The sequence below is a fragment of the Nocardia sp. BMG111209 genome (assembly GCF_000381925.1).
Classification (GTDB): Bacteria; Actinomycetota; Actinomycetes; order Mycobacteriales; family Mycobacteriaceae; genus Nocardia.
The window spans coordinates 1,451,519-1,464,935 of the sequence record NZ_KB907308.1; the positions used below are offsets into that span (position 1 = coordinate 1,451,519).

General features: G+C 68.3%; 15 protein-coding genes. 9 read left to right on the forward strand and 6 right to left on the reverse strand.

Annotation, left to right across the window (positions count from 1 at the left end):
* The first annotated feature begins 85 nt into the window (after nt 1-85).
* Complete coding sequence (locus G361_RS0130335) at nt 86-1,651, forward strand: glycosyltransferase family 39 protein (RefSeq protein WP_019930905.1); 1,566 nt, start codon at nt 86-88, stop codon at nt 1,649-1,651.
* A 199-nt stretch (nt 1,652-1,850) separates the two neighbouring features.
* Here the strand turns inward: G361_RS0130335 and G361_RS0130340 are convergent, their stop codons facing one another.
* Entirely contained in the window at nt 1,851-2,270 is a 420-nt protein-coding gene (locus tag G361_RS0130340; RefSeq protein ID WP_019930906.1) for a hypothetical protein, read from the reverse strand.
* A 96-nt stretch (nt 2,271-2,366) separates the two neighbouring features.
* Here G361_RS0130340 and G361_RS0130345 point away from each other — a divergent pair, with 96 nt between their 5' ends.
* The gene (locus G361_RS0130345) at nt 2,367-3,377 is read left to right on the forward strand and encodes a diacylglycerol kinase family protein (protein ID WP_019930907.1); all 1,011 of its coding nucleotides are present in this window, start codon (nt 2,367-2,369) and stop codon (nt 3,375-3,377) included.
* 236 nt (nt 3,378-3,613) lie between these two features.
* Nucleotides 3,614-3,868: a WhiB family transcriptional regulator gene (locus G361_RS48700; protein WP_019930908.1), complete on the forward strand. Its 255-nt coding sequence runs from the start codon at nt 3,614-3,616 to the stop codon at nt 3,866-3,868.
* 123 nt (nt 3,869-3,991) lie between these two features.
* Here the strand turns inward: G361_RS48700 and G361_RS0130350 are convergent, their stop codons facing one another.
* Both G361_RS0130350 and G361_RS0130355 read right to left on the reverse strand, forming a co-directional pair.
* A complete protein-coding gene (locus G361_RS0130350; protein WP_019930909.1) occupies nt 3,992-5,506 on the reverse strand; it encodes a sensor histidine kinase in 1,515 nt (504 codons plus the stop codon).
* 74 nt (nt 5,507-5,580) lie between these two features.
* A complete protein-coding gene (locus G361_RS0130355) occupies nt 5,581-5,796 on the reverse strand; it encodes a biotin/lipoyl-binding carrier protein (protein WP_019930910.1) in 216 nt (71 codons plus the stop codon).
* 245 nt (nt 5,797-6,041) lie between these two features.
* Between G361_RS0130355 and G361_RS51950 the strand changes: the two genes are divergently transcribed.
* Nucleotides 6,042-6,116, forward strand: a complete 75-nt coding sequence (locus G361_RS51950) for a 50S ribosomal protein bL37 (protein ID WP_115061593.1) — start codon at nt 6,042-6,044, stop codon at nt 6,114-6,116.
* 63 nt (nt 6,117-6,179) lie between these two features.
* Here the strand turns inward: G361_RS51950 and rsrA are convergent, their stop codons facing one another.
* A complete protein-coding gene (rsrA, locus tag G361_RS0130360) occupies nt 6,180-6,437 on the reverse strand; it encodes a mycothiol system anti-sigma-R factor (RefSeq protein WP_026343689.1) in 258 nt (85 codons plus the stop codon).
* 101 nt (nt 6,438-6,538) lie between these two features.
* Nucleotides 6,539-7,249 (reverse strand): sigma-70 family RNA polymerase sigma factor, encoded by a 711-nt coding sequence (locus G361_RS45450; RefSeq protein ID WP_019930912.1) that lies wholly within the window; start codon nt 7,247-7,249, stop codon nt 6,539-6,541.
* A gap of 285 nt (nt 7,250-7,534) precedes the next feature.
* On the opposite strand from G361_RS45450, the gene G361_RS0130370 reads away from it, so the two are divergent.
* From G361_RS0130370 to G361_RS0130385, 4 genes are all read left to right on the forward strand, one after another.
* Nucleotides 7,535-8,044, forward strand: a complete 510-nt coding sequence (locus tag G361_RS0130370; RefSeq protein ID WP_026343690.1) for an aminoacyl-tRNA deacylase — start codon at nt 7,535-7,537, stop codon at nt 8,042-8,044.
* Between the two features lie 123 nt (nt 8,045-8,167).
* Nucleotides 8,168-8,695 (forward strand): MarR family winged helix-turn-helix transcriptional regulator, encoded by a 528-nt coding sequence (locus G361_RS0130375; protein ID WP_019930914.1) that lies wholly within the window; start codon nt 8,168-8,170, stop codon nt 8,693-8,695.
* A gap of 65 nt (nt 8,696-8,760) precedes the next feature.
* Nucleotides 8,761-10,380: an MDR family MFS transporter gene (locus G361_RS0130380; RefSeq protein ID WP_081635696.1), complete on the forward strand. Its 1,620-nt coding sequence runs from the start codon at nt 8,761-8,763 to the stop codon at nt 10,378-10,380.
* A 159-nt stretch (nt 10,381-10,539) separates the two neighbouring features.
* Entirely contained in the window at nt 10,540-10,833 is a 294-nt protein-coding gene (locus G361_RS0130385; protein ID WP_019930916.1) for a hypothetical protein, read from the forward strand.
* An 88-nt stretch (nt 10,834-10,921) separates the two neighbouring features.
* On the opposite strand, the gene G361_RS0130390 is transcribed toward G361_RS0130385, so the two are convergent.
* On the reverse strand, nt 10,922-11,713 hold the full coding sequence (locus G361_RS0130390; protein WP_036496070.1) for an SOS response-associated peptidase: 792 nt from the start codon (nt 11,711-11,713) through the stop codon (nt 10,922-10,924).
* 179 nt (nt 11,714-11,892) lie between these two features.
* Here G361_RS0130390 and G361_RS0130395 point away from each other — a divergent pair, with 179 nt between their 5' ends.
* On the forward strand, nt 11,893-13,401 hold the full coding sequence (locus tag G361_RS0130395) for an aldehyde dehydrogenase family protein (protein ID WP_019930918.1): 1,509 nt from the start codon (nt 11,893-11,895) through the stop codon (nt 13,399-13,401).
* Nucleotides 13,402-13,417: the final 16 nt, after the last annotated feature.

Below are 13,417 nucleotides of genomic sequence, written 5' to 3' on the forward strand. Positions count from 1 at the left end.
CGGTATCGTACTTCTCGAGCGACGCCCGGTCCCGCCGACATTCGGCGGTGGGCCGGGCGTTTCGGTGATTTCGGGGAGGAAATCGATGTCGATCGCCCATACCTTGTCCCGGCTCGGCCCGGTCGAGCCGCGCACGGATCCGCCGCCGTTCGCCTGGCGGGGCGTACTCGCCGTCGCGGCCGGATTCGCGGTGTTGCTGGGTGTGGCCGCGGCGAAGTACGAATTCTTCGGGGACGAGCTGTATTTCCTGGCGGCCGGGCGGCGGCCCGCGCTCGCCTATCCCGATCAGGGGCCGCTGGCCCCGCTGATCGCGCATCTGTGCGATGTGCTGGATCCCGGATCGCCCCTGGCGATCCGGATCCCGTCACTGCTCATGATGGCGGCCGCCGCGGTCCTGGCCGCCGCCACCGCACGGGAGTTCGGGGTCCGGCCGTGGGGCCAGATCCTCGCCGCCGCAGCCTATTCCACCTCGCCGCTGGCCTTCAACCACGGCCAGCTGGCGACGCTCACCTTCGACATCCCGTTGCAGGCGGCGATCGTCTGGCTGCTGATCCGCTGGGTGCGCACCCGGCAGGATCCGCTGCTGCTGTGCGCGGGAGTGGCTGCGGCACTGGACTTTCAGGTGAAATGGATGATTCCGGCGGTATGGGCGTTCCTGGGTATCGGGGTGCTGGCGCTCGGGCCACGCGCGATGCTGCGCCGCCCGGCGCTGTGGGTGGCCTCGCTGATCCTGCCGGCCGCCATGGCGCCCGGCCTGCTGTGGCAGTCGCGGCACGGCTGGGTGGAATCGCGGATGACCGCGGTGATCGCCGCGGAACAATATGCCGCGCATACCGGTCCGGCGCAGTGCGCACTGGAGATCGCCCTGCAGGGCGGGCTGCTCGGCGGCGTGCTGAGCCTGCTCGGGCTCTGGGGCCTGGTGCGGTCGGAAGCGTTGCGCCCGTACCGTTTCGCACTCGTCGCCGGATTGCTGCTGCTCGTGACGGTGCTCGTCGAGAACGGACGGTCCTACTACATCGCGGGTTTCGTCCCGGCGCTGCTGGGCGCCGGTGCGTACGTACTCGGCCGGATCGACGCACGCCGTTGGGTGCGTGGGCTTTTCGCCGGATTCGCGGTGGTGTCCGCGGCGGCGCCGGCGGTGGCGGTGATCGTACTTCCGTTGCCGCAGAGCCGGATCGCGACACCGGTCACGAATCAGTGGGAGTACGGGCAGCGGGTGTCGCTGTACGGGCAGGGCGCCGGATTCGAGCGCAGTACCGTCGCGGTCCGCGACGCGCTGGCGGCGCTGTCGCCGGCGGAGCGCCGCGACGCGGTGGTGGCGGCGGGTTCCTATGTGGAGGCGAGCGCGCTGGAGGAGTACGGCCGCGCCTACGGCCTGCCCGCGGTGTACAGCCCCGACCGCGGCTACGGCTATTTCGGGCCGCCGCCGGATTCGGCGCGGACGATCGTCTACGTGGCCGTGGACGGGGTCGGCGACCGGGCCTTCCTGGACCGTTTCGCCACCAGCACGCCGGTGGCCCGGCTGGACGCCCCGCTGGGTCTCCCCGGCCTGGAGCGGCTGGTGACCGTGTGGGTCTGCCGTAACCCGTTGCAGCCCTGGGACCGGACCTGGCCGGACCTGATGACGCTCACCTTCCCCACCGGAATCTGATCGTCGCTGCGGATCGCTGCGGATTCGCGGCCGCCGGTGGTCAGGACCGGCGGTCGTGCCGATATCGGCGATACGGCCCGTGACAGCCGCGCAGCGCGCTCGACCGGACGCTGCCGATACTTTGCTGGGCAGCTGACCGAAATCGCGCGCACAGGGCGTACAGAGCGCTTTACACGGCCTTCGGCGGCCGCGGGGACCCTCAGGCGGTGGCGTCGTACCCGCGGGCCATCCACTGCGTGGAGGCCGGGGCGAACAGCAGGCCGAGGGTGATCAGTGCGCCGAGGCCGACCGGGACGCCCAGGTCGTAGCGGTGCGAACTGAGCATGTACCAGGCGACGGGCAGCAGCAGAATCTGCGCGATGACCGCGATGGCCCGGCCCCAGCGGCGACCGCGGTACAGGCCGATGCCGGCCGCGAGTACCGCACCGGCCAGGATCACGAACCAGGCGGCGGTGCCGTAGACCTGTCCGGGCGAGTGACCCCCGCCGGAACCCTGGACCACCAGCACGATCGCGATGATCACACCGATCAGGCCCTCCAGCGCGGCCAGTGCCCCGGCCGCCCGCACGGTGCCCGGCGTCTGCTCCGGAACCTGCTCGTCCGCCTTCTGCTCGCCCACCCCGTCAGCCTACGGGTCGGGATGTCCGCCCGGTCGACGGTGTGCGCGGGTGTACGCGCGAAACCGGAATCCGGGTCTCCCATTACGCTGTCCGGCGTGCGGACGCTCCTGATCGTCAACCCGAATGCCACCTCGACCACGCCGGCGACCCGCGATCTACTCGCCCACGCGCTGGAGAGCCGCACCCAGTTGACGGTCGCGCACACGCAACACCGCGGCCACGCCGCGGAACTGGCACAGTGGGCGGCCACCCAGGAGATGGATCTCATCGTGGTGCACGGCGGCGACGGCACGGTCAACGAGACGATCAACGGTTTCCTGCCACTGCCACAGGTCGACGACGGACAGGCGTGGACGCCGCGGCTGGGCGTGATTCCGGGCGGGTCGGCGAACGTGTTCGCCCGTGGCCTGGGCATCCAGGCCGATCCGGTGGCCGCCACCAACCAGCTGATCGACCTGCTGTCACTGGACACGCGCGGCGACTCGGACACCTCGGACAGCGGCGACCCGGCGACCGACACGCGCGACCGCCGCATCGGACTGGCCCTCACGGACGATCGCTGGTGCCTCTTCGCCGCCGGCGTCGGACTCGACGCGGACGTGTGCGCGGCGATCGATCGCAGTCGTGCCAAAGGTCACACCGCCACGCCCGCCCGTTATGTGCGAACCACGGTGCGGCAGTTCTTCCGGGCGAAACGCACACCGCCGACTGTGACGTTGCACATTCCCGATCGCGAACCGGTCACGGATGTGCATTACGCATTCGTGACGAACACCAACCCCTGGACATATCTGGACGGAAGGCCCGTACGCACCAACCCCGGCACCACGTTCGAAACCGATCTCGGCGTGTTCGCCATGCGCAGCATGTCGGTGGTGTCGACGCTGGTCGTGACTCGGCAACTGCTCTCGACCAGCGCGGATCCGAAGTCTCGCAATCTGTTTCGCCTGGACGATGTACCGTCCGTCCGAATCGAGGCAAGTGAGCCGATCGGGCTGCAAATTGACGGTGACTTCATCGGGCGTCGCAACGTGGTGGATTTCACTTCCGTGCCGAAGCGGCTCTCCGTGATCGCGCCGCAGCCTCGGGTACCCCGACACAGATGAGAAACATCGTCGTTGCGCTGCAAAAACCATCGGCAGGGGGTACAAAGGACAGCGGTAGACCCCCATGTAGGGGTCTTACAGCGTGAGCTTCCCCACGGTGCACCGCAAAGCTATTGACATCTACGGTGTTCGTGAAAGCATTCACAAGCAACCGTGCGGAAACATTCGAGTCGCACAAGTGAACGGACCACAAACCGGTGGCGCCTTGCGGCGCCCAGCAAAGGAGCAGAGGAACAATGGACTGGCGCCACAAGGCCATCTGTCGCGACGAGGACCCTGAACTGTTCTTCCCTGTGGGTAACAGCGGTCCCGCACTCGCGCAGATTGCCGATGCCAAGCTGGTCTGCGCTCGCTGCCCCGTCACCGCCGAATGCCTCTCCTGGGCCCTGAAGTCCGGGCAGGATGCCGGCGTGTGGGGCGGAATGAGCGAGGACGAGCGTCGGGCGCTGAAGCGTCGCAACGCGCGCACCCGAACCCGCAGTGCCGTGTAGCCACGGCACCCACGCGTTACCGCCACCGCTACAACTGCACGATCCGGCGGAACGTTTTTCGGCCCGGCACCTCAGGTGCCGGGCTTCATTGTTTTCGTGGAAATCGTTCCGCTTTATCCGGTTTCACCGACCGGCTCGGCGGCCCAGCGGAACCCGCAGCACCGCATCGGTACCGACATCGGTACCGGGGTGCAGGCCGATCGAACCGCCGAGCTCGGCGGTGACCAGTGTGCGAACGATCTGCAGCCCCAACCGATCCGAGCCGTCCAGGCTGAATCCCTCGGGCAGGCCGCGGCCGTCGTCACTGATGATGACATCGAGCCAGCGCGCCGACCGCTCCGAACGGATTGTGACCGTACCGTTCTCACCCGCGTCGAAGGCGTGCTCGATCGCGTTCTGTACCAATTCGGTCAAGACCATGACCAGCGGCGTGGCCCGCTCCGCGGAGAACACGCCGAGCGATCCGGCGCGGCGTACCTTGATCCGCGCGGTGTGCACGGTCGCGACGTCGGCCATGATCGGCAGCAGCCGATCCACCACCTCGTCGAGATCGACCTCCTCGTCCACCGACATCGACAACATCTCGTGCACCGAGGCGATCGAGGTGACCCGGCGCACCGATTCGGTCAAGGCGGTCAACGCTTCCGGATTCTCGGTGCGGCGCGCCTGTAGTCGCAGCAGCGCGGCGACGGTCTGCAGATTGTTCTTCACCCGGTGGTGGATCTCGCGGATGGTGGCGTCCTTGGACAGCAGCGCGCGATCACGGCGTTTCACTTCCGTGACATCGCGCACCAGCACCGCCGCACCGGCCAGTTCGCCGTGCGGGCGCAGTACCAGGGTACGCAGCAGGACGGTCGCGCCGCGGGCCTCGACCTCCATCCGGCGGCCCGATTTACCGGCCAGCGCGGCCTGGATGTCGCTGACCACTTCCTGAGCGTCGAAGGGATCGGTGATCAGCGAGCGGGTCGTCAGCGCCAGATCCTGACCGGCCAGTTCGCTCTGCAATCCCATCCGGTGATAGGCCGAGACCGCGTTCGGACTGGCGTAGACGACGCTGCCGCCGGTGTCGAGCCGGATGAATCCGTCGCCGGCGCGCGGGCTGGAATGCGAACCGGTGCGGTCCTCCAGGACGGGGAAGGTGCCGTCGGCGATCATCTGACACAGATCGTCCGCGCAGGACATGTACGCCTGCTCCAGATCGCTGCGGATCTTGGAGCGCTGGATGTCGGTGTCGCGGCCGAGAACCGCGATCACATCCGTGCCGACCCGGACCGGAATCGCTTCTCGCACCGCATGAACCGGACGCGGGTGGTACACGCCGGTCGACTCGGCCTCGGTGTCGACGCGCACGACCACACCGGTGGTCAGCGCCTCGAACACCTGCGGGTGGTCGGCCTGGGAGGCGGTCGAGCCGACCAGATCCTCCGAGTGCACGGTGGTGGCGGTGGTCGGCCGGCACTGCGCCACGCAGACCACGTCCGCGCCGTCGGTCACCGGGCCCGCACCCACCCACAACTGCAGGTCGGCGAACGACAGGTCCGACAGCAACTGCCAGTCGCCGACCACCCGTTGCAGGTGGTCGACCGCGGCACCCGGCAGATCGGTGTGCTCGGCCAGCAGGTCACTGAGTGTCGACATCTACGTTCCTTCCGCCCGGCGGCCCGGGGTGCCGGGGCCGCGCCCCGAGTTCGTCACCCCTGAGCATCCCGGCGTCAGGAGATTACTGCGATCAGATCGCCCTTCTTCAGCACGTCACCGGGCTTGACATTGATCGAGGCCACGGTGCCGGCGATCTCGGCGACGACCGGGATCTCCATCTTCATCGATTCCAGCAGCACGAGCGTGTCGCCCTCGGCGATCGCGGCGCCCTCGGTGGCGACGATCTGGAACACCGTCGAAACCATCTCCGCGTGCACTTCCTCAGCCATGACACCCTTCCCGGTCGAACAGCCACTCTCCGCTGACGGTACAGAGGTAATCACACCAGAAACAACGATGTCGGATCGGCAGTAGGATACCGGCCCGTAACCCCCACGGCCGCATGACCCACCTCCCCACCGCGACCGGAGTGGCCCCTCGATCGGGCCCCGGCACGCTGGTTGTAGCGTGTATCGCTATGAACCCGCTCCAGCGGCGGGTTCACCACAGGTTTGCGGTCAGAAGGGAGAGATCTATGGGTAAGCGTGGCCGGAAGAAGCGCAGTCGCCGGAAGAACGGCGCCAACCACGGCAAGCGTCCCAACGCCTGAGCCGGGTCGGAACGCGAACGGCACGTCATCGTTTCGATGACGTGCCGTTCGGCGTTGCGGGCCTCAGGACTCGCTGCGGGTCTCGATGATCGTGACCCGGCGGTACTCCAGCTTCAGGCGTTGCCGCAGGGATTCGGGGGCGCGCTCGCCGCCGCACTTGCGGCTGAGCAGCCGCTTCAGCTTCTCCTCCAGGCCGTACGCCTCGATACACGGCGAGCAGTTCTCGATGTGATGCTGCAACCGGGCCCGGGTCGATTCGTCGCATTCGCCGTCGAGCATCATCCAGACGTCGGCGAGCACGGCCGAACAGTCCAGTTGCAGATCCAGCTCGTTGCCCTCCGGGGCGGCGCCGGTGTCGGCGGGCTGCTGCGACTCGCCCGCATCGCCGCGCTCCGGCGCGCCGGTCGCGTACTCGTGCTCGGTCACTGGGTTACCTCCTGACGCGCGCCGTTGCCCGTGCGGTTCCGGTCGAACCCCCGCTCGTGTGCCACGTCGGCCAGCAGCCCCTTCAACTGCTTGCGGCCGCGGTGCAGCCGGGACATCACGGTACCGATCGGAGTACCCATGATGTCGGCGATTTCCTTGTACGGGAACCCCTCCACGTCGGCGTAGTAGACCGCCATGCGGAATTCCTCGGGCAACGATTGCAGCGCGGCCTTGATGTCGTCGTCCGGCAGCGCCTCCAGCGCCTCCATCTCCGCCGAACGCAGACCCGTCGAGGTGTGCTCGGCCGTGGAGGCCAGCTGCCAGTCGGTGATCTCGTCGGTCGGGTACTGGGCGGGCTGCCGCTGCTTCTTCCGATAGGAGTTGATGTAGGTGTTGGTCAGGATCCGGTAGAGCCAGGCCCGCAGGTTGGTGCCCTCCCGGAACGACCGGAAGCCCTGGAACGCCTTGGCGTAGGTCTCCTGCACCAGATCCTCGGCGTCGGCCGGGTTGCGGGTCATCCGCAGGGCGGCGCCGTACAGCTGATCCAGCAGCGGGAGCGCGTCGCGCTCGAATCGCTGCCCCAGATCCAGATCGTCGGCGGGCGCCACGGCCGCGTCGCCGTCCGCGAGGCCGGCCGGATCACCGAGGTCTCCCTCGTCGCCGTACCGGCGGTCGGCCGCTGGTTCCTCGTCGCTCGTCACGCCCATCCCTTCGGTCGCCGTAGCTACCGAATCTACCGTGAGCATGTGAAGTGACGGGAACCCGGTGACCACCGTCCCCGGGCCGGGCCTCGGCCGTCCGGCTCGGGCCGGACGATCCTGGACGAGAACGGTCACCGGCTATCTCCTTCGGTGCTACTGGGTGGGAGGCGTACCGCGTGCAACAGGGCGGGCGGCCGGTGTGTTCCCGGGATGCCGCGGGGTATCCGAACGCGCGGGCCGCGGCCGTAATCGGTTGGCCCGCCGACTGCCCGGCCCTCTAGGGTGTCCGGCATGGCAGGTGCTCCGACCCCGGCGATCCGCGCGCTGACCCAGGCGGGGGTGGCGCATCGCGTCCATTCCTACGCACACGATCCGCGCAGCGACTCGTTCGGGGCCGAGGCGGTGGCCGCGCTCGCCGAACAGTTGCGGCTGGCGGCGGGGCAGATCTTCAAGACGCTGGTGATCGAGCTGTCCGGCGGTACGAGACGGGCCGGGCAGCTGGCCGTGGCGGTGGTGCCGGTGCCGTGTTCGCTGTCGCTGAAGGCGGCCGCGGCGGCCCTCGGCGCGGCGAAGGCCGCGATGGCGGACCGGGCGGCGGCCGAGCGCAGCACCGGATACGTCCTCGGCGGCATCTCCCCGCTGGGACAGAAACGCGCGCTGCCGACGGTCGTGGATGTCTCGGCGCTGCAATGGGATCGGGTGCTGTGCAGCGCCGGCCGGCGCGGGCTGGAGATCGAGCTCGCACCCGCGGATCTGGTCCGGCTGGCCGCCGCGGTGACCGCGCCGGTCGCCACCGACTGAGCCCGGACGGCCCCGACCAGGCCGGATGTGTCGGGAATAACAGCGCGCACATATGTGCTCAATACAACTAGTTGGTGTACACAATTGATTGACCGACGCTAACAAGTTGATCAATGCAAGGAGGTGACGGTCCCCATGGACGGCAGCGACGCGATCGACGTCATCGCCCAGCAGCTCATCCGGCTGGGCCGCATCCGCGACCACACCAGCTCACAGATCGCCGCGGCCTCGCACGGTGAGATCGAGACCTCGGCCTACGGCATCCTGTTCCGGCTGCTGCACGAGGGTCCGATGCGCTCCGGCGCACTGGCCGACGCACTGCACTCGGATGCCTCCACGATCAGCCGCCAGGTCGCCGGCCTGGTCAAGAAGGGCCTGATCGAACGGCGGGCCGATCCCGCCGACGGCCGGGTCAGCGTCCTGGCCGTGACCGCCGCCGGTCGGGAGAAGGCCGGCCGGATCCGCGCCCTGCGCAACGAGGCGATCGACCGGATCCTCGGCACCTGGACCGGGGACGACCGCGAACAGCTCGCCCGCCTGCTGCGTCGTTTCGTCGACGACTTCGAGGCCGCCCGGACCGACCTGCTCGCTCTCAAATTCGCTCCGCAGAATCCCGACTCGAAAACGACCGCACCGGAGAAGGTTTCGTGACTACGGCAACCACCGTCAACGAACCCGGCGTCAACAGCGCCGGTTTCACCCACAGACAGGTGCTCATGATCATGAGCGGCCTGATCCTCGGCATGCTGCTGGCCGCCCTCGACCAGACCATCGTGTCCACCTCGATCCGCACCATCGCCGACGACCTGCACGGGTATTCGGCGCAGGCGTGGGTCACCACCGCCTACCTCATCACCTCGACGCTGAGCACCCCGCTGTACGGCAAGTTGTCGGACATGTTCGGGCGCAAACCGTTCTTCCTCGCGGCGATCACGATCTTCGTGGCCGGATCGGTGTTGTGCACGGTCTCCACCTCGATGTACGAGCTGGCCGCGTTCCGCGCGTTCCAGGGCCTCGGCGCCGGTGGCCTGTTCTCGTTGGCGCTGACCATCATGGGCGATATCGTGAGCGCGCGGGAACGCGCCCGCTACCAGGGCTACTTCCTCGCCGTGTTCGGTACCTCGAGCGTCATCGGGCCGGTGCTCGGCGGCCTGTTCTCCGGACAGGCCGAGATCCTCGGGATCTCCGGCTGGCGCTGGGTGTTCCTGGTCAACGTGCCGCTGGGCCTGATCGCGTTCGCCGTGGTCACCCGGGTGCTGCACCTGCCGAAGCGGTCGAAGCCGGGCGTGCGCATCGACTGGTGGGGCACGCTGATCCTGATCGTCGGCATCGTCCCGCTGCTCGTCGTGGCCGAACAGGGCCGCGAATGGGGTTGGGGCAGTGCGAGTTCCATCGCCTGCTACGTGATCGGCGTGATCGGTGTGGCGGCCTTCGTGTGGGTGGAGTCGCGGCTCGGTGACGCCGCGCTGATCCCGCTGCGGATGTTCCAGAACAAGACCTTCGCGCTCGGCGTGGTCATCTCCTTCGTCGTCGGCGCGGGCATGTTCGGCGGCATCAGCCTGCTGCCGCAGTACCTGCAGGTGGTGCGCGGGGCCAGCCCGACCATGGCGGGCCTGGAGATGCTGCCGATGGTGCTCGGCATGATGTCGGCCTCGATCGTCGCCGGTCAGACCATCGCCCGGACCGGCCGGTACATGATCTTCCCGCGTATCGGCGCGGTGCTGATCACCGTCGGCCTGTTCCTCATGCACTACATCGACGCCGACAGCCACCTGTGGCTGGTGATGATCTTCATGGCGATCACCGGCTTCGGCCTCGGCAACCTGATGCAGCCGCTGGTGATGGCGCTGCAGAACGCGCTGCCGCCGAAGGATATGGGTGTGTCGACCGCCTCGGCCACCTTCTTCCGGCAGATCGGCGGCACCCTGGGCGTCGCGGTGTTCCTGTCCATCCTGTTCGCCCAGCTGTCGCCGAACATCGGTGACGAGCTGCGCGCCTCGGCGGCCCAGCCCGCCTATCAGCAGGCCATCGCCGCGGGGCTGCACTCGGACAATCCGGCGGATGCCGCGCTGTCGAAGGGCCTGGCCTCGCACGACACCTCGGCCGCGGCCGGCGTGCTCAGCGACAGTTCGGTGATCCAGCAACTGAATCCGACGCTGGCCCGGCCGTTCAAGGTGGGCTTCGCGGAATCGCTGTCGCCGGTGTTCCTGTCGGTGTCGGGGATGGGGCTGATCGCCCTGGTCCTGGTGCTGTTCTGGAAGGAGGTCCCGCTGCGGACCTCGGGCGGGATCCAGGCCAGCGCGGAGACGAAGCCCGAGCCGGTCGCCACGGCCTGAGCCCTCGTACCGCCGCGCCCCGCCGTTCCCGCAACGGCGGGGCGCTGCCGTGCGTACCTCGGACACGCCGGGTACACAGGCAAATCACCGCGAACGCACAGCCGGGGTGCGTTACTTGGCGGGCCAGATTCGTCTCGAATGTGAGGATGTGATGCGAGAATGTCCGGCCGACCGCGTTTCCGCACCATGGTCGTCGCCGTTGCCGGCGGTGTGATCCTCGCGCTGGGATCCGGCGCCGCCCTGGCCGACAATCAGTTCCCGCTCGGCGACGGCCAGGCCCCGCCCGGCCAGCCGCAACAACAGCAGCCGCCGCAGGACAAGCGGCTCGAGAAGGCGCCGGAGAAGGCCGAGAAGCTCGGCAACAACGCGCTCAGCAAGACGATGGATCTGGGCGCGAGCCTGTTCAAGTGCGCCCTCAACATCGTGACGCCGAGTATGAAATGCGAATTGTGAACGGCTGAACCACGATCGGCCGCACACCCGATCCGGCGATGCCCGGCGCGTATCGCGCCGGGCATCCGTGTTCGTGGCGCCGGCGGATCTAGAGGATACTGAGCTGCTCGCTCGCCGGACCACCGCCGGCCGGCGGGGTCAGCAGTTCCGGGCCGTTGTTGCGGACGCTGTTCACCAACGGCGATACCGGACGGGCGAGGATATCCGAAACCGCTTGTGGCGCAGGGGTTTCCAGCAGTTCGTGCGGGGCCGGGTGATCCGGGTCCAGCCAGGCCGACCAGTGCTCGCGCGGCATCGGCAGCGGCATGCGGTCGTGGATGTGGGTCAGCTCGCCGACCGCGTCGGTGGTCAGGATCGTGCAGGACATGATCGGCGCGAGATCCGGATGGTCGCGATCGCGCCAGACCGACCACAGACCGGCCATGAACAGCGGGGAGCCGTCGGCGTGGGCCATGTAGTAAGGCTGCTTGACGGCCTTGCCCTTGGCGTCGGAATCGCCCTCGACCACCCATTCGTACCAGCCGTCCATCGGCACGAGACAGCGCCGCTTCTTCACCGCGTCCCGGAAGGACGCGGTCGTCGCGGCGGTATCGGCGCGCGCGTTGAACAACGGCTTCCCCTTGGCGGGCACGCCCGGCTCCCCCGCCTTGGCCCAGACCGGGATCAGGCCCCAGCGCATCCGCCGGACGCGCAGCCGCGGATCGTCGTCGGCGTGGTCACGATCGTGGCGTTCGACCACGGTGAGCACCTGATTGGTGGGCGCCACGTTGTAATTGGGACCCGCGTATTTCGAGTCGGGCCGGTCGCCGGTCTCGTCCAGGGCGTCGAGTTCGGCGGCCAGCCGGGCCGGGTTGGTGGTGGTCGCGTATCTGCCGCACATGAGTTCCATGCTGCCACCGGATGCCGGACGAGTCGGCCGACCGCATCCGCGCGGTGCCGGAAAGCGGTCCGCGAGAATGGCCGGAAATGCATCTGCGGGCGGTTGACATCACTTCTATGGTGTGGGAGTTTCGAGCCAACATCGTCGTAGCCGACGTCGTCGCAAAAAGGGGATGCCGCATGTCCACCACCGAATCTGTCACCGCGCCGGATACCTCGATTCTGACGTCGGTGGATCCGGCCACCGGTGACACCGTCGCCACCCATCCCGTCGCCGACGAACAGGCGGTCCACGCGGCCGTGGCCAAGGCCCGCGCCGCCGCGGCCACCTGGGGCGAACTGAGCTTCGACCAGCGCAAGAAATATCTGCTGCGCTGGGCGAGCCGGATCACGGCGCGGGCCGAGGAATTCTCCGATCTGATCCACCGGGAGAACGGCAAGCCGCGCGACGACGCCTTCCTGGAGTTGATGCTGGCGCTCGAGCACATCTCGTGGGCGGCCAAGAACGCCGAACAGGTGCTGAAGTCGAAGCGGGTCCCGACCGGCCCGCTGATGTCCAATTTCGCGGCCCATCTGGACTATCGCCCGCTGGGTGTCGTCGGAATCATCGGCCCGTGGAACTATCCGGTCTACACCCCGAACGGTTCGATCGCGTACGCGCTCGCCGCGGGCAATACCGTGGTGTTCAAGCCGAGCGAATATTCCACCACCATCGGAAACTTTCTGGCCGCGCTGTTCGCCGAGGCCAATCCGGAACTGCCCGACGGCGTCTTCGTCACGATCAACGGGTACGGCGCGACCGGCGCCGCGCTGGTGCACGCCGGGGTCGACAAGATCGCCTTCACCGGTTCCACCGCCACCGGTAAGAAGATCATGGCCGCCGCGGCCGCCGATCTGACCCCGGTACTGCTCGAATGCGGCGGGAAGGACGCGGTCATCGTCGCGGCCGACGCCGACATCACCGCGGCCGCCGATTCGGTCGCGTACGGCGCCACCATGAACAGCGGCCAGACCTGCGCCGGTGTCGAGCGCGTCTACGTCGACCGGTCGATCAGCGACACATTCGTCGCGGAGGTCACGCGCATCCTGTCGAATGTGCGGCCCGGTTCGGACGCGGGGGCCTCGTACGGCCCGATGACGATGCCCAGCCAGATCGACATCGTCCGCAAGCACATCGAGGACGCGCTGAAGGACGGCGGCAAGGCCGTCCTCGGCGGCCCCGAATCGGTACATCCCCCCTATATCGACCCGGTCGTACTGGTCGACGTCGACGAGAATTCCGCCGCGGTCGCCGAGGAGACCTTCGGCCCGACCGTGACCATCCGCACGGTCAGCGGCGTCGACGAGGCCGTACAACTGGCCAACAGCTCGAATTACGGCCTGGGCTCGGCGGTCTGGTCCCGTAAGCACGGGTTGGAGATCGCCCGCCGCCTGCGGGTCGGCGCGACCTCGGTGAATTCGGTGCTCGGCTTCGCCGCCATCTCCGCGCTGCCCTTCGGTGGGGTCGGCGACTCGGGCATCGGCCGCATCCACGGCGCGCCGGGCCTGCTGGAATTCAGCCGCGCGCACTCGATCGCGGTGCAGCGGTTCACGATTCCGGGTATGGCCCTGATGAGCTACACCCGGACCGCGTCGACCATGAAGCTGCTGCGCCGGGTGATCCCGCTGATCCACGGACGGCACAAGTGACGCGCTGGTTCGGGAC